Here is a 21,267-nt window from a genome sequence, read left to right as displayed (position 1 = left end):
AGGCAGTATGGCCCACGATGCGCAGAGGACTCGTACATGTACTGGCCTGGCTGCTCGCCACGGGCGCGGCGGTCACGCTGTCGTGGTGGGGCGTCCACACGGTGATGGCGGGCACCGCCTACGACCCGCCGCGGGCCCTGCCCGTCACGGCGGTCGACGCGGCCGCGCGGGAGTCGGAGCCGCTGGCGTCCTCGACCCGCCGGCCGGCGCCCTCGCGCAGCCCGTCGCACCGCCCGTCGCGCAGTCCCTCGCCGGAGCCGTCGCCGAGCGCGGACGTGCCGAGCAGCCCCGCTCCCGCTCCGTCCGGGACGCCGGTGCATAGCCCGAGCCCGTCCCCCACCGCCTCGGGCCGGATCAAGAGCTATGACACCAAGGGCGGGCGCGCGGTCTTCGACCTCGGCACCGCGTCCGCGTCCCTCGTCTCCGCCACGCCCGGTGCGGGCTGGTCGATGCAGGTGTGGAAGACGCAGACGTGGATCCGGGTGGACTTCGCCTCCGGTGCGGACCGGGTGTCGGTGTTCTGCACCTGGCACGACGGCCCGCCCCGGGTGGAGATCGGCACCTACTGAGTGCGGTGCGGGGTCACCCTCAGCGGGATCGCCCTCAGCGAGGTCGCCCTCAGCGGGGACGCCCTCACCCGAAGACGGACGGGGGCGGCGCCGGGGACGCCACCGCCGCGCCGTCCGTGACCGGTGCGGCCCCTCCGGCGAGGTCCGTGAGCGCCTTGCCGTGCTCGACCCGGCCGGGATGCGGGTCGCAGGCGGCGCGGCGGGTCAGTTCGGCGACCGGCAGGGGGCGGTCGGAGGCGACGAGGACGGCGTTGCCGAAGCGTCTGCCGCGCAGTACCGCCGGATCGGCGACCAGCGCGAGCTCGGCGAAACGGGCGGCGGCGGTGGCGATCTGGCCGCGCAGATGGGCCAGCGGCGGCCCGTCGGCGAGGTTGGCGGCGTAGACGCCGCCGGGTGCCAGCGCCCTGCGCACGTCGTCGAGGAACTCGGCCGAGGTCAGATGGGCCGGTGTGCGGGCCCCGCTGAACACGTCGGCGACGACGAGGTCGGCCCACCCGTCGGGCACCTTGGCGAGTCCGGCACGCGCGTCGGCCGAGCGCACCCGGATCCGGGCGTTCGGATCCAGCGGCAGCTCCCGGCGGACCAGCTGGACGAGGGCCGCGTCCCGCTCGACGACCTGCTGGGTGGAGCGGGGGCGGGTGGCGGCGACGTAGCGGGCGAGCGTGAAGGCGCCACCGCCGAGGTGCACGGCGCGGACGGGCCTGCCCGGCGGGGCGAGGAGGTCGACGACGTGCCCGAGGCGCCGCTGGTACTCGAAGGACAGGTGCGCCGGGTCGTCGAGGTCGACGTGCGACTGCGGCGCCCCGTCGATCAGCAGGGTCCAGGCCCGCGCCCGCTCCCGGTCGGGCACCAGCTCGGCGCGGCCGCCGTCGACGTTCTCGACGACGGTCTCGGGGGCGGCCCGGCGGCGCCGGGGGTTCCTGGACTTTCCCATGGGGTCATTATCGGCGGGCGGACCGGGCGCCCACGGGGTCCCGCCGTCCGGGCCGGGCAGCGGGAGGCCGCGGGACCGGCGGGGCGTCCGCCGGGGCCGGCCGGGCCGCGCGCCCCGCTCCGGCGCCGTTCGCGGCCCCGGGGCGCCTTCCCGCCCGTCCTCACCGGCAGTTGTCCGCCGCCTCGATCGTCCGTGCCGCCTCCCCCAGCGCCGCCCGCAGCACCACGGGATCCGTCGCCGGCTCCGCCTCCCCGGGCGGCAGCAGCCAGTCCGCGCCCTCCACCGGGGGCTCCGGCACCGGACACGGTCCGCGCCCCTCGGTCCGCGTGCACGTGCTGCCCGGCAGGTCCCATCCCGCGGCGGTGCCCGGTGGCACCAGGAACGCCAGCGTGCCACCGCAGCCGTCGTGCATCACCGGCCCCACCGCGTCCCCGGCCCCGCGCCGCAGGATGTCGACCGCCTCCAGTCCCTGCCGCTCCGGGACCGTGACGACATCGCACCCGCCCGGAGCGGGCGGCGACGTACGTGGATCGTTGCTCTGGCTGGTCTTCATCCCGGCCTCCACCGCGAGAACCCCTGCTTGGACGAGCGGGTCGGGAGTCGGGGGCAGCCTCCCGGTCCACGGGGTTCAACGCGCCGGACCGTCAACGGCTACGGCACGGGTCCGCCGCAAAGGATGGCACTTCATGGCAGATCGTGGGAGAGATATCCGGTTTACTCCCAAACCCCGCGTGGCGGCTGCGGCACAGCAGGTACGTTCTTGCCCGCCGGACACAGGACGGGCCATACGGACGAAACGTATAACCCGCCTTCTGGTCCGGCATGGTTCGACGGTTCGCACGAGAGGACCCGGCCATGGCGTCGTCAACGGTGACCTCGTCCCAGCCCGACCGGCCGCCGCAGCCGAACCTCGTCTTCCGGCGTCTGCGCGGACAGCGCTCGCCGGCCGAGTTCGCCGCGGCGATCCGGCGGGCCGCCCGCGAGATCGGCGAGCGGGTCAGCTGCGACGCGCGCTACATCGGCCGGGTCGAGGCGGGCGAGATCCGCTGCCCCAACTACGCCTACGAACGGGTGTTCCTGCACATGTTCCCCGGCCGCACGCTCACCGACCTGGGGTTCGCGCCCCGCTCGTCCGTACGCGGGCGCCGGGCGCGCGCCGCCGGGGACACGTCCGCGCAGCGCACCACGAACCCGGCGCGTGCCGGGAGTGAGACCAGCGGGGCGTACGAGCCGTATGACACGCAGGACCCGTACGACCCGCACGACACCCACGAGGAGAGCGACGTGCTGCGTCGCGCATTCATGACCGGCGGGGGCGCCACGGTGGCCGCCGCCTCCCTGTGCCCCCTGGGACTCGCCCACGACGCCGCGGCGGCGCAGCGCCCCGTGCGCCACGCCGGGGCGAGCGACGCGGACGCCCTGGAAGAGGCCGTCCGCCGCATCCGGCTGCTCGACGACCGGCACGGCGCGGACGGCCTCTACCGGCGCGCGGCGGCCCCACTGCGCGCCGCCTACGCGCTGCTGGAGGCCGGCACGACCCGGCGGACGACGGCGGACCGGCTGTACGCGGGCGCCGGTGAACTGGCCATCTCGGTGGGCTGGCTGGCGCACGACTCGGGGCGTTTCGACGACGCCCGCTCCCACTACGCCGAGGCGCTGGCGACCGCCCGCATGACCGGGGACGCCGCCGTGGAGGCGCACGCCTTCTGCAACACGGCGTTCCTCGCGCGGGACGCGGGACGGCCGCGGGAGGCGGTCCGGGCGGCGCAGGCGGCGCAACGGGTCGCGCGCCCGCTGGGGTCCGCCCGTCTGATGTCCCTGCTCGCGCTGCGCGAGGCGGGCGGCTGGGCGGGGCTGGCCGACCGCGTCGGCTGCGAGCAGGCCCTGGTCCGTGCGCAGGTCCTGTACGAGCGGGGTCCTTCGGACGCCGACCCCGAGTGGATGAGCTTCTACGGCGAGGCCGAGCTGGAGGGCCTGGAGGCGCAGTGCTGGTCGGCGCTGGGCGACTGGTCCCGGGCGGCGCGGCACGCGCGGCGGGCGGCGCAGCTGCAGGATCCGCACTTCACCCGCAACATCGCGCTGTACACCGCCGAGTTGGCGGACGATCTCGCGCGGGGCGGGCAGCCGGACGAGGCGGCGGCGGCGGGCATGCGGGTGCTGGACCTGCTGGCGGAGGTGCAGTCGTCGCGGATCCACACGATGCTGGCGGGGACGGCGCGCGTACTGCTGCCGCACCGGCGGGCCTCGGAGGTGTCGGCGTTCCTGGAGCGGCACGCGGGCCTGCCCCGTCCGGCGTGACCGGCGCGGCCCGCGGGGGAAGGCGAGGCGTTCCGGAAGGCCGCGGCCGCACCGCCTACGGCGTCAGGTGCCCCAGGTCGTTCCAGCTCTCGATCGCCGGCTCCCCGTAGGCCCAGCCCAGCACCGACAGCGACGTCGGGTTCAGGCGTATGCGGGCCGCGAAGTCCAGGGGCAGCCCCAGCCACCTCGCCCCGATCGAGCGCAGGACGTGCCCGTGGGCGAAGACCAGCACGTCGCGGTCGCGCGAGCGCGCCCAGGACACCACCTCGTCCGCGCGGGCCGCCACCTCCGCCGGGGTCTCGCCCCCGGGCACCCCGTCCCGCCAGATCAGCCACCCCGGCCGGGCGGCCTGGATCTCCTGCGGGGTCATGCCCTCGTACGCCCCGTAGTCCCACTCCATCAACACGTCCCAGGCACGCGCGCGTTCCCCGAAGCCCGCGAGGTCGCAGGTCTCACGCGCGCGGACCAGCGGGCTGGTGCGCACCTCGACGCCGGGCAGGCCGTCGTACGGCGCCCGGTGCAGGCGCTCGCCGAGCAGCTTGGCGCCCCGCCGGCCCTCCTCCAGGAGCGGTACGTCGGTCCTGCCGGTGTGCTTGCCGGACAGCGACCACTCGGTCTGTCCGTGCCGGGCCAGCAGGATGCGCGGTGCCATGGGAGACCTTTCCGGAAGAAGAACGCAAGCCGAACTCCTCCATCATCGCGCACGCCCCCCGGGGGCAACCCGGCGGGCGATCCCGGCGTCTATCAGGGCCGGGGCGCTCACGGGGGCGCACGCGCGCCGTACAGTGGCACGACCGGTCGGCCGGGCGCACGAGGAGAAGGGGGAGGGCGATCGGATGCCGCACACCGAGACACCGGGCACCGAGGCGGGCCCGGCGGCCCGGCTGCGCTGGTGGTCCGAACTGCCGCTCATCCTGCTGGTGTACGCCTGCTACTCGGCGGGCCGGCTCCTCGCCCGGGGCGACGTCACCACCGCCGTCGACCACGGCCTGGCGATCCTGCGGATCGAGAAGGCGCTGCACCTCGACGCCGAGCACCCGCTCAACCGCCTGTTCACCCGCGAGCCCTGGCTCGGGGTGCCGGCCGACTTCTGGTACGCCTCGCTGCACTACCTGGTCACGCCCGCGCTCCTGGTCTGGCTGTTCCGCTCGCGCGCCCCGCACTACCGCGCCGCGCGCACCTGGCTGATGACGTCCACCTTCATCGGCCTGATCGGCTTCACGCTGCTGCCGACGTGCCCGCCCCGCCTCCTCGACGCCGGCCACGGCTTCGTGGACACCATGGCCCACTACAGCGCGTACGGCTGGTGGGGCGGCGAGGCGAGCGCGCCGAAGGGTCTGGGCGGGATGACCAACCAGTACGCGGCCATGCCGAGTCTGCACGTGGGCTGGGCCCTGTGGTGCGGCGTGATGCTGTGGCGCCACGGCGGCACGCGTACGGCGAAGGCGGCGGGCGTCGTGTACCCGCTGGTGACGACGATCGTGGTGATGGGTACCGCGAACCACTACTTCCTGGACGCGGTCGCGGGCGCGGCCGTGATGGGCGCCGGGCTGCTGCTGGCGCCGGTGGTGATGCGGACCGCGGACCGCGCCAGGGCACGGTTCGCGCCGCGCGTCGCGCCCGCCGCGGCGGACTCCCGCGCCACGGGTTCCTCAATTGTCAGTGCAGGATGCCAGACTTCCGCGGGTGAGCGAATTCCACGGCAGCGCGAGTCACGGTTCGCAGCGAGCGCCGAGCCGAGTGCCTCCCCCTCGGACGCGGGAGAAGGCGCTCCGGCACCGGCTCGCTGAACTGCGCGGTCCCGAGGTCCCGGCCAAGGCGCTGGACGCGCGCGCCCTGGCCGCGCTGGCCGCCAACCCGGGCTGCAGGCGGCGCGCGATCCTCGACGGCGCCGGGGTGGACAAGGCGGCGCTGGCGGGCGCGTTGGGCGCGCCGTCGGCCTTCGGGCAGTCGCAGTTCGCGTTCATGCGGGGCAACGCGTTCGAGGCGAAGGTCAAGGCGGACGGTGGCGCGGAGCTGCTGCGGCTGGTGCGCGAGAAGCTGGACCGGGCCGCCGAGCCGCCCGCCGACGTGCGCGTGCCCGACCTGACCGCGACCGGCCCCGAGGGGCGGACGGCCCGTACGGCGCTGGCGCTGCGCGAGGCCACCGCGGCGCCGGGGACCTGGACGCTGCTGGACCACCCGATGCTGGCGCTGCGGGTCGCGGGTTCCGCCGCGTTCCTGGAGCCGGACGCGGTGGTGGTGCACCCGGACGGCAGCTGGACGGTCGTCGAGATCAAGTCCTTCCCGATGCTGGACGGCGCCGCGGACCCGGCGAAGGTCGGCGCGGCGGCCCGGCAGGCGGCGGTGTACGTGCTGGCGCTGGAGGAGGTCGCCGCCCGGCTCGGCGCGGAACCGGAGACCCTGCCGGGCGCGGAGCCGGAGGCTGCCCTCGGCGCGGAGACCGAGGCGCCCCTCGGCGCGGAGACCGAGGCGCCCCTCGGCGCGGAGGCCGGGGCGTCCCGGGGGCCGGGCGCCCGGGACGGCGCCCCCGCACCGCGCGTGCGCCACCGGATCCTGCTCGTGTGCCCCAAGGACTTCTCCAACCAGCCCACCGCGTCGGTCGTCGACGTGCGCAAGCAGCGCGCGGTGACCGCCCGTCAGCTGGCGCGGCTGGTCCGCGTCGAGGACATCGCCGACACGCTGCCCGAGGGCACCTGCTTCTCGCCGGCCCTGCCCGCCGCCGAACTGACGGCGGCCGTCGAGTCGGTCCCGGCGGCGTACGCGCCCGAGTGCCTGTCCGCCTGCGAGCTGGCCTTCCACTGCCGTGCCCGCTCCCGGCAGGCCGGGGCCGTCACCGTACTCGGCCGCCCGGTGCGCGCCGAACTGGGCGGCCTGACGACGGTCGACGACGTCCTGGCGGCGGCCCGCGGGGAGGCCGGGGACCCGGACGACCCGACGGTGGCGGCGCTGCGGCGCGCGGCGCGGCTGCGCGCGGAGGCACTGCGCGCGGGCGCCGGGGCGGCGGCGGGAGGCAGCGTCCGATGACCGTGCGCCCGTCCCGCGCCGGCCGGCCCGCGTCCGCCGCCGCACCGGAGGTGGCCCCTTGTCGCTGATCTCCACCCTCGCCCGCCTCGAAGCCGTCCGCACCGGCCGCGCCCAGCCCGCCTCCACCGTCCGGCACCGGCACCTGTCCGAACGGCCCCTGGTCTTCGTGCCGCTCATCACCGCCGGTGAGGCGGGCGCCCCGCTGGGCGCGCTGGTGGGCACGGACCGGGACGCGCCGCACCTGCTGGTCGTCCCCCAGCCGCGCGACCGTGACCTGCGCTTCGCGTTCCTGGCCGAACTGGCCGACGTGGTGCTGCCGTACGTCGACGCGTACGCCGACGCGGTGGAGAGCGCCGAGCGCACCGAGACCGACCCGGAGACCGGCAAACGGGTCAAGGTCGAGGTCGGCCTGTGCGCGGACGCGCCGCAGCTGATCGTGCCGAGCCGCGCGGGCGTCGACTTCGTCCGGCTGCTGGGGCGCTCGATGCGCTTCCGGCGCACGGCCGAGCAGGACCCGCAGGCCCCCTATCCGGCGCCGCCGAGGGTGCCGCTGCTCGGGCGGTGGCTGACGCACTTCGGGGAGCGGGCCCGGGTGCCGGGCTCGTCGCTGCTGCTGGCCATGACGGACGTCCTGAGCCGGCACTGGGCGACCGGCCAGTCCACGCTGGAGGACCAGCACCTGGGCGCGCTGCTCGCCTGGATCGACCCGCCCCGGGGCCTGTCGGGCGCCCAGGCCGCGCTCCGGGCGGAACTGGAGCGGGACGCCGAGGGCCAGTTGGTCTGTCCGCCCGCCGGTCCCGCCACCGACCCGGCCTTCGACAACAAGCTGCTCGCCCCGGCCGTCGAGCGCTACGACCGGGCCCGCACCGCGCTCGCCGCCGCCGAGGACGGCCTGGAGGCCGACGACCGGCTCGCCGCCCTGACCGCCGCCGAGCGGGAGATCCGCGCCCTGGTGGCGAGCCGTACGCGGCCGACCTGGGACGCGGTGTGGCGGGGCCTGGACCTGCTGCGGGAGCTGCCCGAGGGCGCGCACGTCGAGGAGCGCTGGACACGCGACCGCTGGTCGTTCACGGGCCACCGCGACCGGGTCCTGGCCGGCGAGCCCCCGCAGCCGCGCCGCGACGACGCGGTCACCGCCGCGAACAAGCTCGCCGCCCGCGAGCGGGAGCAGGCCCGCCTGGAGGCCCACGAGGCGCTGGACGACCCGCTGGTGATGGCGGCCCGGCGGCTGGCCGGGGAGGCGTTCGCGGGCGAGGTGACCGATGTCGTCATGGCGTACGGCGAGGGCAGGCGGCCGAGCCCGCGCCCGCTGGTCACGGTCCGCACGGACGACCGGCCGCACCTCGCGGAGCGGGCCAAGGTGTACCGGTCGCTGGGCGGCAGGCCGCAGTCCGCCGAGTTCGTGGGCCAGGAGGACGACGGCGCCCTGATCGTGCTGCGGATCCTGGACAAGATGGGCCGGGGCAAGGAGCCCGAGGAAGGGTCCGTGCCGGACAAGGGCGACCTCGTCTGCTTCACGCTGTTCGAGCACGAGCCGCGCGGCGGGGCGAAGCTGCCCGACCCGGAGGACACCCCCTGGACGCACGGCGGGCCGCCCGGCGAGGCGACGCAGGAGGCCGCCGACCCGGTGACCGAGGAGGACCTGCTGTGACGACCGAGGCGGCCTTCGATCCCGGCGCGGCGGCCGGCCGCGCCACCGACGCGATCCTCCACGACACCCTGCACGGCGCCGCGCGCGGTGTGGTCGTCGACTCCCCGCCCGGCGCCGGCAAGTCCACGCTGGTCGTGCGGGCCGCGCTGGAGCTGGCCGACGCGGGCCGTCCGCTGATGGTCGTGGCGCAGACCAACGCCCAGGTCGACGACCTCGTCCTGCGGCTCGCCGAGAGGAATCCCGAGCTGCCGGTCGGCCGTCTGCACAGCAGCGACGCCGACCCGTACGACAAGGCGCTCGACGGCCTGCCGCAGGTCCGCAAGTCGGCGAAGGCCGGCGACCTGGCCGGCCTGCCCGTGGTGATCTCGACGGCGGCGAAGTGGGCGCACGTCAGGACCGACGAGCCGTGGCCGCACGCGATCGTCGACGAGGCGTACCAGATGCGCTCGGACGCGCTGCTGGCGGTGGCCGGGCTGTTCGAGCGGGCGCTGTTCGTGGGCGACCCGGGGCAGCTGGACCCGTTCGCGATCGTGGGCAGCGAGCAGTGGGCGGGCCTGGCGTACGACCCGTCCGGCTCCGCCGTCACCACCCTGCTCGCCCACAACCCGGACCTGCCGCAGCACCGCCTGCCGGTGTCCTGGCGGCTCCCGGCCTCGGCGGCGCCCCTGGTGTCGGACGCGTTCTACCCGTACACCCCCTTCCGCAGCGGCACGGACCACCACGACCGCCGCCTCGCCTTCGCGGTGCCCTCGGACGGCTCCGGCCCGGACCGTGTGATCGACGAGGCGGCCGCGTCCGGCTGGGGCCTGCTGGAGCTGCCCCCGCGGCACACCCCGCGGACGGACCCCGAGGCGGTGCGCGCGGTGGCGACGGTGGTGCGGCGGCTGCTGGACCGGGGCGGCGCGGCCACCTCGGAACGCGCCCCCGCCCCCGTCCCCCTGACCGCCGGCCGGATCGCCGTCGGCACGGCCCACCGCGACCAGGCGGCGGCGGTGCGGGCGGCACTGGCCGAGCTGGGCGTCACGGACGTCACGGTCGACACGGCGAACCGCCTCCAGGGCCGGGAGTACGACGTGACGGTGGTGCTGCACCCGCTGTCCGGCCGCCCCGACGCCACCGCGTTCCACCTGGAGACCGGCCGCCTGTGCGTGCTGGCCTCCCGGCACCGGCACGCGTGCATCGTGGTCTGCCGGGCGGGCGTGGACGAGCTCCTGGACGAGTACCCCTCGGCGGAACCGGTCCAGCTGGGCACGGTCGTGAAGTTCCCGGACGGCTGGGAGGCGAACCACGCCGTGCTGGCCCACCTGGCCGGACACCGGGTGAGGTGGCGGCCGTGAACGCCCCCTGGGTCCCTCTCGCCCTCTCGTCCCACCCGTCCCATGGGCCCGGGTCCGGCGTCCCGAACGCGCTCCTGGGCCCTCTTGCACGGCCGCGAGACAATGGACGGTGGCCCACTCCACCGGGGGTCATCCGCGACGTACGAGGAGGAGAAGACATGGCGGAGCCCACGCCGCGTCACAACGAACCGCGGCTACGCCCCGCGCCCCTGCTCTTCGAGCCCGCGGAGGCGGCCTCCGACCCCGAGCACTTCTTCGACCTGGAGTCGATCGACGATCCGCGGGCGCTGCTGGACCGGGCGACGGAACTGACGCAGGCGTTCCGCGCCGCGGCGGACCGGGCCGTGGAGTTCCAGGCGATGGCGGCCGCGCAGCTCGCGGACCCCCGGCGCTTCGACCGGCTGACGACCGCGGACATCGCGCAGCGGGCCGAGTGGACCGAGGACTACGCGAAGAAGATGGTCGAGTTCGGGCGGGACCTGCTGCGGGGCGGTGAGGGCGGCCCGGGGCACGCGGACCCCGTCTGACCCGTCCCCGGCATATGCCAGGCGGGCACGATACCCGCTCCCCCGCCCTCCTGTCCCGATTTCCGGCAACCGGCTGGAGTCGAGCACTCACGGCCGGTAGACCTGGACGGCATGAGCGGCACATGGAACGTCTCGGACGTCACCTCGGACGGCGCCGACTGGCTCGCCTCGGCAGGAACGTATCCGCGCAGCATGCTCGCGTACTGGGAGGAGCGGCCGGACGCGCCGGTCGTGCTGCCCTGCGGCACCGTCTTCGACGTGGTCAGCGCCCCCGCGATGTTCGGGCGGCGGATGCTCGACCGGCTGTGGGACGAGGGGCCGGGCTCCGGGCCGGTGGCCGAGTTCCGCGGGCGGATGCTGCTGTTCGCCGCGCCCGGCACGGCCCAGCGGCTGCCGTCGCTGCTGGAGTGGGAGGAGTGGGGCGCGGACGGCCGACAGGGCGGGCGGGCGGCGGCGGTCCCGCCGCTGCTGTGCCACGGCACGGGCGACGCGGTGACCGTCCCGGCCCCGCGCGGCGGCGCCCGCGCCGCCCGGCCGGACTCGCGCTGGCTCGTCGCCCCGGACACGCGTCGTCCCTGGCTGCCGGGCCCGGAGGTGCTGCTGTGGGCGGCCGTGCGGGCGGCCCGGGCGGCCGTGCGGATATCGATTTTTCCTCCCGCCGAACAGGGTGCTAAGGTCTACGACGTCAGCAGGCGCCGCTAGCTCAGTTGGTTAGAGCAGCTGACTCTTAATCAGCGGGTCCGGGGTTCGAGTCCCTGGCGGCGCACGACGGCGATGGCGAGGTGGTCCGCGGAAAGCGCGGACCACCTCGCCGTTCCTGTTTCGGCGCCGGGCGGACCTCGCCCCGCACCGCCCACGCGCACCACCGCCCCCACATCGCTCCGTACACACCACCGCCCCCGCACCGCCTCCGGGCCGGTCCCGGCGGCCGTGGGCCGAGGGGTCAGGCCGTCGTGATCCTCACCGTCCAGGCCCCCGACGCGGTACGCCCCTCCACCTCCACCCGTACGGCCTCCCCGGGCACGGTGAAGCTCTCGCCGAGCGCGACCGGGGCGTCCGCGAGGGGCGGGTAGACCGAATCCTGCCAGCATGCCTCGGTGCCCGGATGGGCGTCGATCACCTCGATCGGCCCGGTGCCCGACTGCGCCGCGCTGCGCACCCGGTACACCAGCACGCCCTGCCGGCAGGCGGTCACGTCGTTGCCGACGGGCCCGCGCGCCTCGAAGGCGAGCACGCTGTCGGCGCCGGTGCGCACGACCGCCAGCTTGGTGCCCCGCCCGAGGCCGAAGGCCGGCGCCCCGGCGGCGCCCGCCACCGGCGCGCCCGGACCCGCCTCCAGCGGCTCCAGCGTCAGCCGCGCGGGCTCGGTGCCCCGTACGCACGCCACCTGGTGCGGCTCCAGCCAGCCCAGCTTCCACTTGTGCCAGCCGAACAGGTCGGGGGCCAGCCCGAACTGGCTGCCCATCAGGTCCCAGTCGCCGACGTGGGTGTCCCAGTCGCCCTTGCCGTCGACGGGCCGGCGGTACAGGTCCGGCAGGTCGAAGACGTGCCCGGTCTCGTGGGCGAGGACCAGGCGGTCCGGTGGATGCCGCTCGAACACCGTGACGATCCGCCTCAGGTCGGTGCCGTCGGCGCGCAGCGGTGCGTCCAGGTTGACGACCTTCGTGGCGTCCGAGTCCACGCCGGGCGCGTCCGGGTCGGCGACGAAGTAGACGACGTCGTACCGGGAGAAGTCGACCCGTCCGTCGGCGGCGGAGAGGGCGTCCTGCAGGTAGGCGGCCCGGTGCTCGAGCTTCCAGTCGCGCCGTATGGCGTACGCCGTCGAGGGCCGCGGCATCCGGATCCAGTGCCGCAGGGCGTGCGGGCGCAGGGTGAACCTGCCGTAGGAGGCGCGTTCGAAGAAGCGGGCGGTGCCCGGGAAGTGGTCGGCGGCCAGGTCGCGCGGCCGGGTCAGCGGGTGGGAGTCGGGGAAGGACAGGAAGACCAGCACCGCGTCCAGGCTGCGGGCCGGGCGCGGGTAGGCGGCGTTCCAGGTGTCCAGGCCCTCCGAGTGGTGGGCGTCGGTGCGGGTCAGGACGCAGGGCGCGGCCGGGTGGGACCCGGTGTCCGAGGGGCCGGCCGCCAGGGAGGTGGCGGCCAGTGCCGACAGGGTGGTGCACACGGCCGCGGTGCCGCGCAGCCGGGGTCGTGCCCTCGGCAGACCGGGGAGCTGACGCGGCACGGGGACCTCCGGATGCGGTTCACGGAACACCGCATCCAGGTTGTGTGCGTTTATCGCACTGCGTCCTGTTTGCCTGCACCAGTCGGGTGAGAGTGCCCGGAACGGGCGCGGGCCGACACCCGGAACCACTCACGGAACGTCACAACTGGTCGGAGGCCTTAAGAAGCCGTCCAGAGGCGGGCAGAAACGATCTGCCGGAGGGGCGGGTCACCCCCGGAGAGTGCCGAGCGGCTGGAAGGGCCTGGGGACAGCCTCTATGATCGGCACACTTTCCTGAGACTTTCCTGCACGGACAGAATCGAGTGCACTGCGGGAGCGAGCGGTGAGCGGAACGTCCGAAGGGCCGGCGCCCGCGGCACACCCCGACCGGCCGGTCGTCACAGAGAGTGAGAATGATACGCCTCCCCGTACTGAGCCCCCGTCGTCCCCGCCGCCGTACCGCTCCGTCTTCACGGCCGCTCCGCTCGCCATGGCCGTCGTCGACCGCGAAGGACGGGTCGTCAGCGCCAACGACACCCTCGCCGCGCTGCTCGGCAGCACGCCCGACGGGCTGTCCGGTGCCGTGGCGGCCGAGTTGGTGGAGTTGACCTCCGACGCCCGTACCTGGCACGCCTACCGGGAAGTGCTGCGCGGCCGGCAGGCCAGGCTGCGCTGCACCCGGCGCCTGAAGCACCCCGACGGGCACGCGGTGTGGGCGCAGGTGACGGTCGCCCCGCTGCCCGCCGAGGACGGCGGCGTGCTGCTGTCCGTGACCGACATCAGCGCCCGCCACGAACTGCAGGCCAGACTGCGCCACTTGCAGATGCACGATCCGGTGACCCGGCTGCCCAACCGCGCGCTGTTCTTCGAGCGCCTGTCGGCCGCGCTGGAGGCGGAGTCGTACGAACAGAGCGGCACCGGCCGGATCGGCCTGTGCTACCTGGACCTGGACGGCTTCAAGGCCGTCAACGACACCCTCGGCCACCGGATCGGGGACCGGCTGCTGGCCGCCGTCGCCGAACGCCTCACGCGCTGCGCGGACGAGGCGGGCCACGCCCGCACCAGCACCCCGCTGGTGGCCCGGCTCGGCGGCGACGAGTTCGCGCTGCTGGTCGAGGACTCCACCGGCACCGAGCAGCTCGCCGAGCTCGCCGAGTCGGTCCTGCGGGCCGTCCAGGCCCCTTTCGACATCTCCGGCCAGCGGCTGTCGGTGTCGGCGTCGATCGGCGTGGTCGAGCGGCACGCCGCCGGGACGACCCCCACCGCCCTGATGCAGGCGGCGGACACGACGCTGTACTGGGCCAAGGCCGACGGCAAGGCGCGCTGGACGCTGTTCGACCCGGAGCGCAACGCGCACCGCATGACCCGTCAGGCGCTCGCCTCCACGCTCCGGCCGGCCATCGAGCGCGGCGAGTTCACGCTCGAGTACCAGCCGCTCGTCGGCATGGAGGACGACCGTGTGCACGGCGTCGAGGCGCTCGTCCGCTGGAACCATCCGCAGTTCGGCGTGCTGACGCCGAATCGGTTCATCGGACTTGCGGAGGAGGACGGTTCGATCGTCCCCCTGGGCCGCTGGGTGCTGCGGACGGCCTGCCGCCAGGCCCGCCGGTGGCAGCTGGACCACCCCGACGAGCCGCCGATCTTCGTGAGCGTGAACGTGGCGGTCCGCCAGGTCTGGGACTCCGACCTGGTGGCGGACGTGGCCCAGACCCTCGCCGAGACGGGCCTGGAACCGCGCCTGCTGCAACTGGAACTGACCGAGTCGGCCGTGATGGGCTCAGCGGGCCGCCCGCTCCAGACGCTCCAGGCGCTGAGCGACATGGGCGTGCGCATCGCCATCGACGACTTCGGCACGGGCTACTCCAACCTCGCCTACCTGAGCCGGCTGCCGGTGTCCGTCCTGAAGCTGGACGGCTCCTTCGTCCGCGGCTTCCAGTACGAGGACCGCGAGACGGGGGCCGGGCCGAGCCCGGCCGACGAGGTCATCGTGGAGGCGATGATCCAGCTCGCCCACCGGCTCGGCCTGACCGTCACCGCGGAGTGCGTGGAGACCTCGGCCCAGGCGGCGCGGCTGCGCCGCATCGGCTGCGACACCGGGCAGGGGTGGCTGTACTCGCGTCCGGTGCCGCCGGATCGTATCTCCGGTCTGCTGGGACCGTCGGGGGTGCAGGCGGGATGCGCCAAGCCGTAGGGCTTGTCGTCGAACTCCCGTCGTCCGCCCGGAGGGCGGGCCCCGCGGCGTCGGGTGCGTGCTCCCGGCGTGCCGGGCGCCGGCCCTCGTACCCGGATGTACTCGGGTCCGTGCCCGGTGCGGCGAGAGGGCGTGCAGGGCGTCGCGGGGCGGGCGGGAGTTCGACGACAGGCCCCAGGCCCGGCCCCGGCGTCCCGCCCGCGGATCAGGCCGGGGCCGGCAGCCCGTAGGCGTCCGCGATGAGTTCGTAGGAGCGCAGGCGCACGTCGCTGCCGTGGGCGTTGGCCGTGAGCATCAGCTCGTCGGCGCCCGTGCGCTTGTGGAGGTCGTCGAGGCCGGCGCGGACCTCGTCGGGGGTGCCGTGGATGACGTTGGCGTTCCAGGAGTCGGCGAACTCGCGCTCCATCGGGCTCCAGTCGTACGCCTCCGCCTCCTCCGGCGTCGGGATCAGACCGGGGCGGCCGGTGCGCAGCCGGACCATGCCGAGTGCGGCGGCCAGCACCTGACGGCGGGCCTCCTTCTCGTCGTCGGCGGCGAGCGCGGAGACGCCGATGAGCGCGTACGGCTCGTCCAGCACGGCGGACGGCTTGAACGACTCCCGGTACAGGTCCAGGGCCGGGATGGTGTTCTGCGCCGAGAAGTGGTGGGCGAAGGCGAAGGGCAGGCCGAGCACGCCGGCCAGGCGGGCGCTGAAGCCGGAGGAGCCGAGCAGCCAGATCGGCGGGCGGTGCGGGGACTGGACGCCGCCGGGGCCGGTCGCCTGGACCGGGCCGGGGACGGCGTGGATGCGGCGGTAGGGGTGGCCGTCGGGGAAGTCGTCGTCGAGGAAGCGGGTCAGCTCGGCGAGCTGTTGCGGGAAGTCGTCGGCGCCCTCGTTGAGCCGGTCGGTGCGGCGCAGCGCGGCGGCGGTGGCGCCGTCCGTGCCCGGGGCGCGCCCGAGGCCCAGGTCGATCCGCCCCGGCGCCATGGCCTCCAGCGTCCCGAACTGCTCGGCGATCACCAGCGGGGCGTGGTTGGGCAGCATCACGCCGCCCGAGCCGAGCCGGATGCGGTCGGTGTGGGCGGCGAGGTGGGCCAGGATCACGGCCGGGGACGAGGAGGCCACGCCCGGCATGGAGTGGTGCTCGGCGACCCAGTACCGGTGGAAACCGCGCGCCTGGGCGAGACGGACCAGGTCGACGCTGGCGCGCAGGGCGTCGGAGGCGGTGCGGCCCGCGCCGACGGTGACCAGGTCCAGTACGGAGAGGGGGACGGGGGCGGAGCCGCGTGCTTCGCCCCGGATCTCGTCTGCCGCCACGGTGGGGTGCCTCCTGCTGTGCGCCGTGTGCTGTCGTCCCGGCCTCAACAGGAGAGTGTCTCCGGTTATTCCCCCCGGGGTGGGGCAAGGGGGCCTCCGGGCCCTCGGCGGAGGCGGTGGAGGCCGGCACCCGTGCGGGCCCGCGCCGGCGCACGGGGGCGACGGCCGCGGAGGGCGACCGCGGCGGGTACGCGGGGCGCGAACCGGGCACCGCCCCGGCGGCCCCTGGGCACCGGAACGGGGTGACCGGCCCGTCAGGCCGCCCGCTCCCAGGCATCGCGCGCGTCCGTGCCGGCCTCGCCGTACGGTGGACGCCGGGCCGCCTTCTCACGGGCACGCAGCACGGCCCACGCGAGGAAGCACCCGCCGGCGAGGTACCAGGGCAGCACCCACAAGGGGGACCACCAGGGTGTCCGCGGATCGAGGACGAGGTCGGCGGCGGCAGAGGTCATTCCCGCCGCCAGACTCCAGCACAGGAGACGTTCGAGGAACCGGACGGCGCGGGCGCGGGGCGCGGACGGGGCTCTGCCCGGTTCGGTCATCGAGAGACCGTCCTTCACGGGGTGCAAGCGGTTGCGGACGCGCTCAGTGTGCAACTCGTGAAGGACCGTGCCCAGGAACGCGGTGCGACGGGACGCGGCCCTTGAGACAACCTCCGCAGGCGCATACGCCCGGACAACGCCCCTCGCCCGCCGAACAGGAGAGGTCACAACGGTGCCGCGTTGACGCGAATCCGGCCTGAAGTGATCGCCTCCACCCCGTATCAGGTCTCCTGTTGACACCAGGAATGCGCTTTCGGTCAGGTCAACAGCCGGAAAACGGAGCGGAGTTGATTATTCCTCACCTTCTGCCGCCCCGTTCGCCCGCATTCCACCCGATACGGCCGGACGAAGAGGTCGGGCCGATTCCGGCCCGCATGGATCACGCGATCGAGGGCAGAGCGCGCCGCCTCATGTGCCTCTTGTGACAGATCGCATGACATCAATGACCCTCGGTGACCACCGGTGATCCTTGAAACCACCGGTTCCGACTCCCTGTCCGGCTTCCCGTGGGGAAGCCGAGGCACTCGCGTGCCGTGTGCCCGGTGGACGCGATCGGCGGAAAGCCCGGCGCCGGTGCCGGGCCGCCGGGTGCGCCGAAGACGCTCGATCAGCGCACCGTTCCGCTGCCGCCCCCTGCCCCGCCCTCACACCTGCACGATCGGCTCCCGGGTGAACAGCGCCCCCAGCTCCGGCGCGTTCACCCGCCGGTCCGCCAGACGGAGGGCCTCCCAGACCGTGACCTGGTTGGCGGTGAGGACCGGCTTGCCGAGCTCCTTCTCCAGGGCCGTGACGTGGGCCGCCGTGTGCAGGGCGTTGTCGGGGAGCAGGAGCGCCTGCGCGTCGGGGTGGTCGGCCGCGCGGGCCAGGGCCAGGAGTTCCGGCTCGCCCCACGTGCCGGCCTCGGCCGCCGTGACGACCCCCGAGCTCTTCACCGCGACCACGTCCACGCCCGCCGCCCGCAGGAACCCGGCGAACAGCGACGCCACGTCCTCCGGGTAGGTCGCCCCGACCGCGACCCGGTGCACGCCCAGCTCCCGCACCGCGTGCACGAAGGCGAACGACGTGGACGAGGCCGGCATGCCGGCCGCCTGCGCCAGGGCGCGGACCTGCTCCTGGGCGCCCTCCCAGCCGTGCACGAAGCCGCCGCTGGCGCAGGCCCACACCACGGCCTCCGCGCCGGCGTGCCGCAGCTCCTGGACGCCCTCCGCGAGGCGCTCCGGCGAACCCATCTCGCGCAGGGCGTCCACCCGGCGCGCGTCCTCGCCGACGTCGGTGCGGACCAGGTCGATCCGGATGTCGCTGCCCAGCAGCTGCTCGATGCGCGGGTAGTCCTCCTCGGCGGAGTGGCCCGGGTGGAGGAGTCCGAGTGCGGTCATGTCCTGCCTTCCTGCTGCTCGTCGACCGGCCGACCGGTCCCCGGTACGGCCCTACGGCACGGGTACCCCGTCGGCGCGCCGCCGCCCCCATCGTCACGTGGCCGGCTCCGGCCGCCGGATCCGCCACGCGGGGAGACCGGCCTCCCGCGCCCCGTGCGCGCGGCCGTGTCGACGAGGGTGGGCCCGGTGCAAGCGTGGCCCCTCCGCCCGCGTGGCCGCCCGCCCGGCCACGTCGGCCACCCGGCCGGCCTCGCCCGGAGGAACGGCAGCCATGACCACCCCCACCCTGCTCGTCCTGGACGCCGACCCGCTCCCCGCCCGGGCCGCCTCACCGGCCGCGCGAGGACCGTGCACGCGGACGCGTCCCCCTCGCCGAGCGGCTGCCGCACGCCGACGTGCTGCTCGTGCGGGACTTCACCTCGTACGCGGTGCGCGAGGCCCGGCCGGGGGACGGACCCCGGCCGCGCCGGGTCCACACGGCCGGTGCGGGGGCGGACCCGGCGGCATCGCGAGTCGCAGCGGGTGGCCGGGACGCGTGCGGTGGTGGCCGGCTCCGGGCCGACCGGGCGGGCGGTCGTCCGTCCCCTCAAGGCGCTGGGCGTGACCACCGTGCCGGCCGGGCGCACTCCGCGCACCGGGATCCACGGCCCGGACGGCCTGGACCGGCGATGTCCCGCGCCGACCGGGCGCTGGATCGCGGGTGCGGCGCCCGACAGCCCGCTGCGGGAGGTTTCCGGGCCGGTCGCCTTCCCGCACATGAGCGGCGACACAGTCGGCCGGCACGACGAGCTCGCCGCCCGGTTCGTGCAGCGGTACGGGCGGTGGGAGGCCGGCGGGCCGCTGGTGAACGTGGTCGACAAGCTACGCGGATACGTACCGGGACACTGACGGCCCCGGGGAGGGCGGACGACGCGGTCCGCCGGGCCGCCGGAGCGGATCCTCGGGGAGCCGGAGCGGGACCGCACGCGGGAATTCCGCAACGCGGTCCTGCGGCCACGCTCTGTGAACGGGTGACGTCCCAGGCCGCAGGGCCGGACGATGACATGAGCATATGACAAAAGGCCGACGTCCCAGTTGAGACGCATCGGGGATTCTGTCAACACCCCCTCCTCGCGGCCCGCCGGACGGCTATCGTGGAAAAGGTTCACTGACCGGATAGCGGCCCAAGAGCGAGCGCGGGGGGAACCGTGGCGCTGAAGCACAAGCCGACCGCGCCGTACCACTCGGCCCAGGACGCCCTGCGCGTCCTGGAGACGGTGGCGCGGCACACCACCGGAATCACCGACACCGAGCTCGCCCGGCACACCGGCCTCGGCGCGGAGCGACTGACCACGCTCCTGCGCATGCTGCGCCGCGAGGGCTACGTCGAGCAGATCGCCGACGGCGCGTACGTCACCGGGGACGCGCTCGCCCGGCTCGGCTCGGCCCACCGACGCGAGGAGGCGCTGCGCGAGAAGATCCAACGCACCCTGGACCGGCTGCGCGACTCGGTGGGCGCGGCCGTCTACATCAGCCGGTACGTCGACGGCGAGGTGAAGGTCACGCAGTACGCCGACAGCCCGGCGACCCCCAAGGTCAACGAGTGGGTCGACTTCCGCTGCTCCGCCCACGCCACCGCGGTCGGCAAGAGCCTGCTCACCCAGCTCGACCACAACGGCCGCCGCGACCACCTCGCCCGGCACAAGCCGGCCCGCCTCACCTCGCGCACCATCACCAGCGGCACCCTCCTGCTCTCCCGCCTGGCGGCCCAGCCGCCCACGGTGCCCGTCCTGGACCTCCAGGAGTACGCGGTCGGCACGGTCTGCGCGGCCGTCCCGATCACGGCCGGCTCCACGGTGGGCTGCCTCGCGCTGTCGCTGCCCGTCGAGCACGCCCACCGGCTGCGCCAGGCCGCGGAGGCCCTCAACCGCAACGCGGCGCCGGTGCTGCTGTCCCTGGCGATCTAGGGCCTGTCGTCGAATTCCCGTCGTCCGCCCGGAGGGCGGGCCCCGCGGCGTCGGGTGCGTGCTCTCGGCGTGCCGGGCGCGGACCTTCGTACGGGATGTACTCGGGTCTGCGCCCGGTGCGGCGAGAGTGCGTGCAGGGCGTCGTGGGGCAGGCGGGAGTTCGACGACAGGCCCTGGGGCCCGTTCCCGCGGGCCCTCGGTCCGGGTGGTCGGAAGCACCCCCTGGGACCAGGTAGTATTTCCTCCGTCGTCGGCCGCGAGAACGCGATTCAAGCGGACGGCGGGAGTCATGCGCCGCTAGCTCAGTTGGTTAGAGCAGCTGACTCTTAATCAGCGGGTCCGGGGTTCGAGTCCCTGGCGGCGCACGGATGAGGGGCCTCTCGTGGGAGCGAGGGGCCCCTCGGTCGTGTCCGGACCGCCCGGCGCGGTCGCCCGGCCCGGGCCCCGCGGCCCGCGGGGTCCCGAAGGCACCGGTGTGCGCTCACCCCGAAGCCGGCGCAGGAAGTCCGCTGGACCGCGCGCCCGCGCCCGCCCCCACGGGAGACCCGCGCGCGCCGCGGCCGCGACCGCAGACGGTGCCGGTGATCGCGGCGCGCGCGGGCCCTGCCCGGCGGGGATCAGAAGGTGACGTCCGAGCAGGCGTAGAAGGCGTTGCCCGTGTCGGCGATCGTCCACACCGCGAGGATGACGTGGTGCCCGCTCAGCCCGGTCGGCAGCGTGCCGCTGTGGGAGAGCGTGGACGGCGGGCGCTGGCCGTTGTAGGGCACCGTCAGGAACGGGGTGAGGTTGAGGTCGGACCGGGACAGGTTGTGGTTCTGGTTCCAGCCCGGCTTGGTGATGTAGTACTTGAAGTCCGTCGTGGCGTGCATCGCCGTGAACTGCCAGCGGAACGTGTAGCTCTGACCGCCCGTCACCCTGGTGGTCGGCCAGTCGCCGCCGGAGGGCGTGCGCGGGCTGTCGAGCTGGGCGAACCGCGTGTTGTTCCCGGAACACAGCTGCCCGTCGGCCGGTCCGGAGGCCGGGAAGCCCTTGGGGCCCTCGACGCTCTGCGGCTCCCACTGGATGGAACCGCAGTTGGCGACGGTGCCGTTCTGGCAGAGCTTCTGCCGGCTGATGGGGAGGTCGGTGTAGCCGTGGCCGCTGGCACCGCCGGAGGAGAGGACGAGGGCTCCGGTCGTGGCCAGTCCCACCGCGGCCGCGTACAACTTGGTCCTTGTGCGCATGCTGCCGCTCCTGGTGAACGTGGGGGAGGTGCGTGAAGCTTTGCAGGTAGGTCTAGACCAAGTCTCAGGCTATTGCCGTGCACTGAACATGTCCATACCAATCGCGAACTCAATCGCGGACTCCATCGCGAACCCACTCGCGGACTTGA

The 21,267-nt window shown here is 74.9% G+C and carries 18 protein-coding genes, 2 tRNA genes and 1 pseudogene; 13 read left to right on the top strand and 8 right to left on the bottom strand.

The genetic code is table 11. The features are described from left to right. Nucleotides 1-17: 17 nt before the first annotated feature. Complete coding sequence (locus AB0L29_RS10595) at nt 18-569, top strand: hypothetical protein (RefSeq protein ID WP_365825459.1); 552 nt, start codon at nt 18-20, stop codon at nt 567-569. 64 nt (nt 570-633) lie between these two features. On the opposite strand, the gene AB0L29_RS10590 is transcribed toward AB0L29_RS10595, so the two are convergent. Together AB0L29_RS10590 and AB0L29_RS10585 are read right to left on the bottom strand one after the other, a co-directional pair. After that, nucleotides 634-1,503 carry a fused MFS/spermidine synthase gene (locus tag AB0L29_RS10590; protein ID WP_365825457.1) on the bottom strand — a complete coding sequence of 290 codons (870 nt, stop codon included), beginning with the start codon at nt 1,501-1,503 and terminating at the stop codon, nt 634-636. 160 nt (nt 1,504-1,663) lie between these two features. Beyond that, nucleotides 1,664-2,056 (bottom strand): hypothetical protein, encoded by a 393-nt coding sequence (locus tag AB0L29_RS10585; protein ID WP_365825455.1) that lies wholly within the window; start codon nt 2,054-2,056, stop codon nt 1,664-1,666. A 302-nt stretch (nt 2,057-2,358) separates the two neighbouring features. Between AB0L29_RS10585 and AB0L29_RS10580 the strand changes: the two genes are divergently transcribed. Further along, entirely contained in the window at nt 2,359-3,801 is a 1,443-nt protein-coding gene (locus AB0L29_RS10580; protein ID WP_365825453.1) for a hypothetical protein, read from the top strand. A gap of 55 nt (nt 3,802-3,856) precedes the next feature. Here the strand turns inward: AB0L29_RS10580 and AB0L29_RS10575 are convergent, their stop codons facing one another. Next, nucleotides 3,857-4,453: a histidine phosphatase family protein gene (locus tag AB0L29_RS10575; protein ID WP_365825451.1), complete on the bottom strand. Its 597-nt coding sequence runs from the start codon at nt 4,451-4,453 to the stop codon at nt 3,857-3,859. Between the two features lie 184 nt (nt 4,454-4,637). Here AB0L29_RS10575 and AB0L29_RS10570 point away from each other — a divergent pair, with 184 nt between their 5' ends. The 7 genes from AB0L29_RS10570 (at nt 4,638) to AB0L29_RS10540 (ending at nt 11,109) form a co-directional block, all read left to right on the top strand. After that, nucleotides 4,638-5,591: a phosphatase PAP2 family protein gene (locus AB0L29_RS10570; protein WP_365825449.1), complete on the top strand. Its 954-nt coding sequence runs from the start codon at nt 4,638-4,640 to the stop codon at nt 5,589-5,591. Then, nucleotides 5,542-6,828 carry a hypothetical protein gene (locus AB0L29_RS10565; protein WP_365825447.1) on the top strand — a complete coding sequence of 429 codons (1,287 nt, stop codon included), beginning with the start codon at nt 5,542-5,544 and terminating at the stop codon, nt 6,826-6,828. Before AB0L29_RS10570 ends, AB0L29_RS10565 begins: the two co-directional genes overlap by 50 nt. A 58-nt stretch (nt 6,829-6,886) precedes the next feature. After that, nucleotides 6,887-8,479, top strand: coding sequence for a hypothetical protein (locus AB0L29_RS10560; protein WP_365825445.1), 1,593 nt, complete (start codon nt 6,887-6,889; stop codon nt 8,477-8,479). After that, the gene (locus AB0L29_RS10555) at nt 8,476-9,816 is read left to right on the top strand and encodes an AAA domain-containing protein (protein WP_365825443.1); all 1,341 of its coding nucleotides are present in this window, start codon (nt 8,476-8,478) and stop codon (nt 9,814-9,816) included. Before AB0L29_RS10560 ends, AB0L29_RS10555 begins: the two co-directional genes overlap by 4 nt. A gap of 158 nt (nt 9,817-9,974) precedes the next feature. Beyond that, the gene (locus AB0L29_RS10550) at nt 9,975-10,343 is read left to right on the top strand and encodes a hypothetical protein (RefSeq protein WP_365825441.1); all 369 of its coding nucleotides are present in this window, start codon (nt 9,975-9,977) and stop codon (nt 10,341-10,343) included. Nucleotides 10,344-10,454: 111 nt separating this feature from the next. Further along, on the top strand, nt 10,455-11,045 hold the full coding sequence (locus AB0L29_RS10545; RefSeq protein ID WP_365825439.1) for a bifunctional DNA primase/polymerase: 591 nt from the start codon (nt 10,455-10,457) through the stop codon (nt 11,043-11,045). Continuing rightward, a tRNA-Lys gene (locus AB0L29_RS10540) sits at nt 11,036-11,109 on the top strand. Before AB0L29_RS10545 ends, AB0L29_RS10540 begins: the two co-directional genes overlap by 10 nt. A 177-nt stretch (nt 11,110-11,286) precedes the next feature. Here AB0L29_RS10540 and AB0L29_RS10535 read toward each other — a convergent pair. Further along, nucleotides 11,287-12,564 (bottom strand): M6 family metalloprotease domain-containing protein, encoded by a 1,278-nt coding sequence (locus AB0L29_RS10535; RefSeq protein ID WP_365825437.1) that lies wholly within the window; start codon nt 12,562-12,564, stop codon nt 11,287-11,289. Between the two features lie 322 nt (nt 12,565-12,886). Here AB0L29_RS10535 and AB0L29_RS10530 point away from each other — a divergent pair, with 322 nt between their 5' ends. Beyond that, entirely contained in the window at nt 12,887-14,734 is a 1,848-nt protein-coding gene (locus AB0L29_RS10530) for an EAL domain-containing protein (RefSeq protein WP_365825435.1), read from the top strand. A gap of 205 nt (nt 14,735-14,939) precedes the next feature. Here the strand turns inward: AB0L29_RS10530 and AB0L29_RS10525 are convergent, their stop codons facing one another. The 3 genes from AB0L29_RS10525 to AB0L29_RS10515 all read right to left on the bottom strand — a co-directional run bounded on the left by AB0L29_RS10525 (nt 14,940) and on the right by AB0L29_RS10515 (nt 17,949). Further along, on the bottom strand, nt 14,940-16,031 hold the full coding sequence (locus tag AB0L29_RS10525) for an LLM class flavin-dependent oxidoreductase (RefSeq protein ID WP_365825433.1): 1,092 nt from the start codon (nt 16,029-16,031) through the stop codon (nt 14,940-14,942). A 254-nt stretch (nt 16,032-16,285) separates the two neighbouring features. Next, entirely contained in the window at nt 16,286-16,573 is a 288-nt protein-coding gene (locus AB0L29_RS10520) for a hypothetical protein (protein WP_365825431.1), read from the bottom strand. Between the two features lie 644 nt (nt 16,574-17,217). Next, nucleotides 17,218-17,949: a decarboxylase gene (locus AB0L29_RS10515; protein WP_365825429.1), complete on the bottom strand. Its 732-nt coding sequence runs from the start codon at nt 17,947-17,949 to the stop codon at nt 17,218-17,220. Between the two features lie 271 nt (nt 17,950-18,220). Between AB0L29_RS10515 and AB0L29_RS10510 the strand changes: the two are divergent. From AB0L29_RS10510 to AB0L29_RS10500, 3 genes and pseudogenes are all read left to right on the top strand, one after another. Continuing rightward, nucleotides 18,221-18,837 (top strand): annotated as a pseudogene (locus tag AB0L29_RS10510) (hypothetical protein). A 299-nt stretch (nt 18,838-19,136) separates the two neighbouring features. Then, nucleotides 19,137-19,895, top strand: coding sequence for an IclR family transcriptional regulator C-terminal domain-containing protein (locus tag AB0L29_RS10505; protein WP_365825427.1), 759 nt, complete (start codon nt 19,137-19,139; stop codon nt 19,893-19,895). Between the two features lie 291 nt (nt 19,896-20,186). Beyond that, nucleotides 20,187-20,260 (top strand) — tRNA-Lys (locus tag AB0L29_RS10500). A 252-nt stretch (nt 20,261-20,512) separates the two neighbouring features. Here AB0L29_RS10500 and AB0L29_RS10495 read toward each other — a convergent pair. Beyond that, nucleotides 20,513-21,118 (bottom strand): lytic polysaccharide monooxygenase, encoded by a 606-nt coding sequence (locus tag AB0L29_RS10495; protein WP_365825425.1) that lies wholly within the window; start codon nt 21,116-21,118, stop codon nt 20,513-20,515. Nucleotides 21,119-21,267: the final 149 nt, after the last annotated feature.

Source organism: Streptomyces sp. NPDC052701, from assembly GCF_040678355.1.
GTDB lineage: Bacteria > Actinomycetota > Actinomycetes > Streptomycetales > Streptomycetaceae > Streptomyces.
Note: the sequence above shows the minus strand (reverse complement) of the source record. Positions and strands in the feature narration are given on the sequence as shown.

Bases quoted from the DNA above. Each gene is read 5' to 3' on its own strand.
- AB0L29_RS10580 (WP_365825453.1), top strand. From the start codon at position 2,359: ATGGCGTCGTCAACGGTGACCTCGTCCCAGCCCGACCGGCCGCCGCAG.
- AB0L29_RS10595 (WP_365825459.1), top strand. From the start codon at position 18: ATGCGCAGAGGACTCGTACATGTACTGGCCTGGCTGCTCGCCACGGGC.
- AB0L29_RS10495 (WP_365825425.1), bottom strand. From the start codon at position 21,118: ATGCGCACAAGGACCAAGTTGTACGCGGCCGCGGTGGGACTGGCCACG.
- AB0L29_RS10520 (WP_365825431.1), bottom strand. From the start codon at position 16,573: ATGACCGAACCGGGCAGAGCCCCGTCCGCGCCCCGCGCCCGCGCCGTC.
- AB0L29_RS10585 (WP_365825455.1), bottom strand. From the start codon at position 2,056: ATGAAGACCAGCCAGAGCAACGATCCACGTACGTCGCCGCCCGCTCCG.
- AB0L29_RS10590 (WP_365825457.1), bottom strand. From the start codon at position 1,503: ATGGGAAAGTCCAGGAACCCCCGGCGCCGCCGGGCCGCCCCCGAGACC.
- AB0L29_RS10575 (WP_365825451.1), bottom strand. From the start codon at position 4,453: ATGGCACCGCGCATCCTGCTGGCCCGGCACGGACAGACCGAGTGGTCG.
- AB0L29_RS10515 (WP_365825429.1), bottom strand. From the start codon at position 17,949: ATGACCGCACTCGGACTCCTCCACCCGGGCCACTCCGCCGAGGAGGAC.
- AB0L29_RS10550 (WP_365825441.1), top strand. From the start codon at position 9,975: ATGGCGGAGCCCACGCCGCGTCACAACGAACCGCGGCTACGCCCCGCG.
- AB0L29_RS10545 (WP_365825439.1), top strand. From the start codon at position 10,455: ATGAGCGGCACATGGAACGTCTCGGACGTCACCTCGGACGGCGCCGAC.
- AB0L29_RS10570 (WP_365825449.1), top strand. From the start codon at position 4,638: ATGCCGCACACCGAGACACCGGGCACCGAGGCGGGCCCGGCGGCCCGG.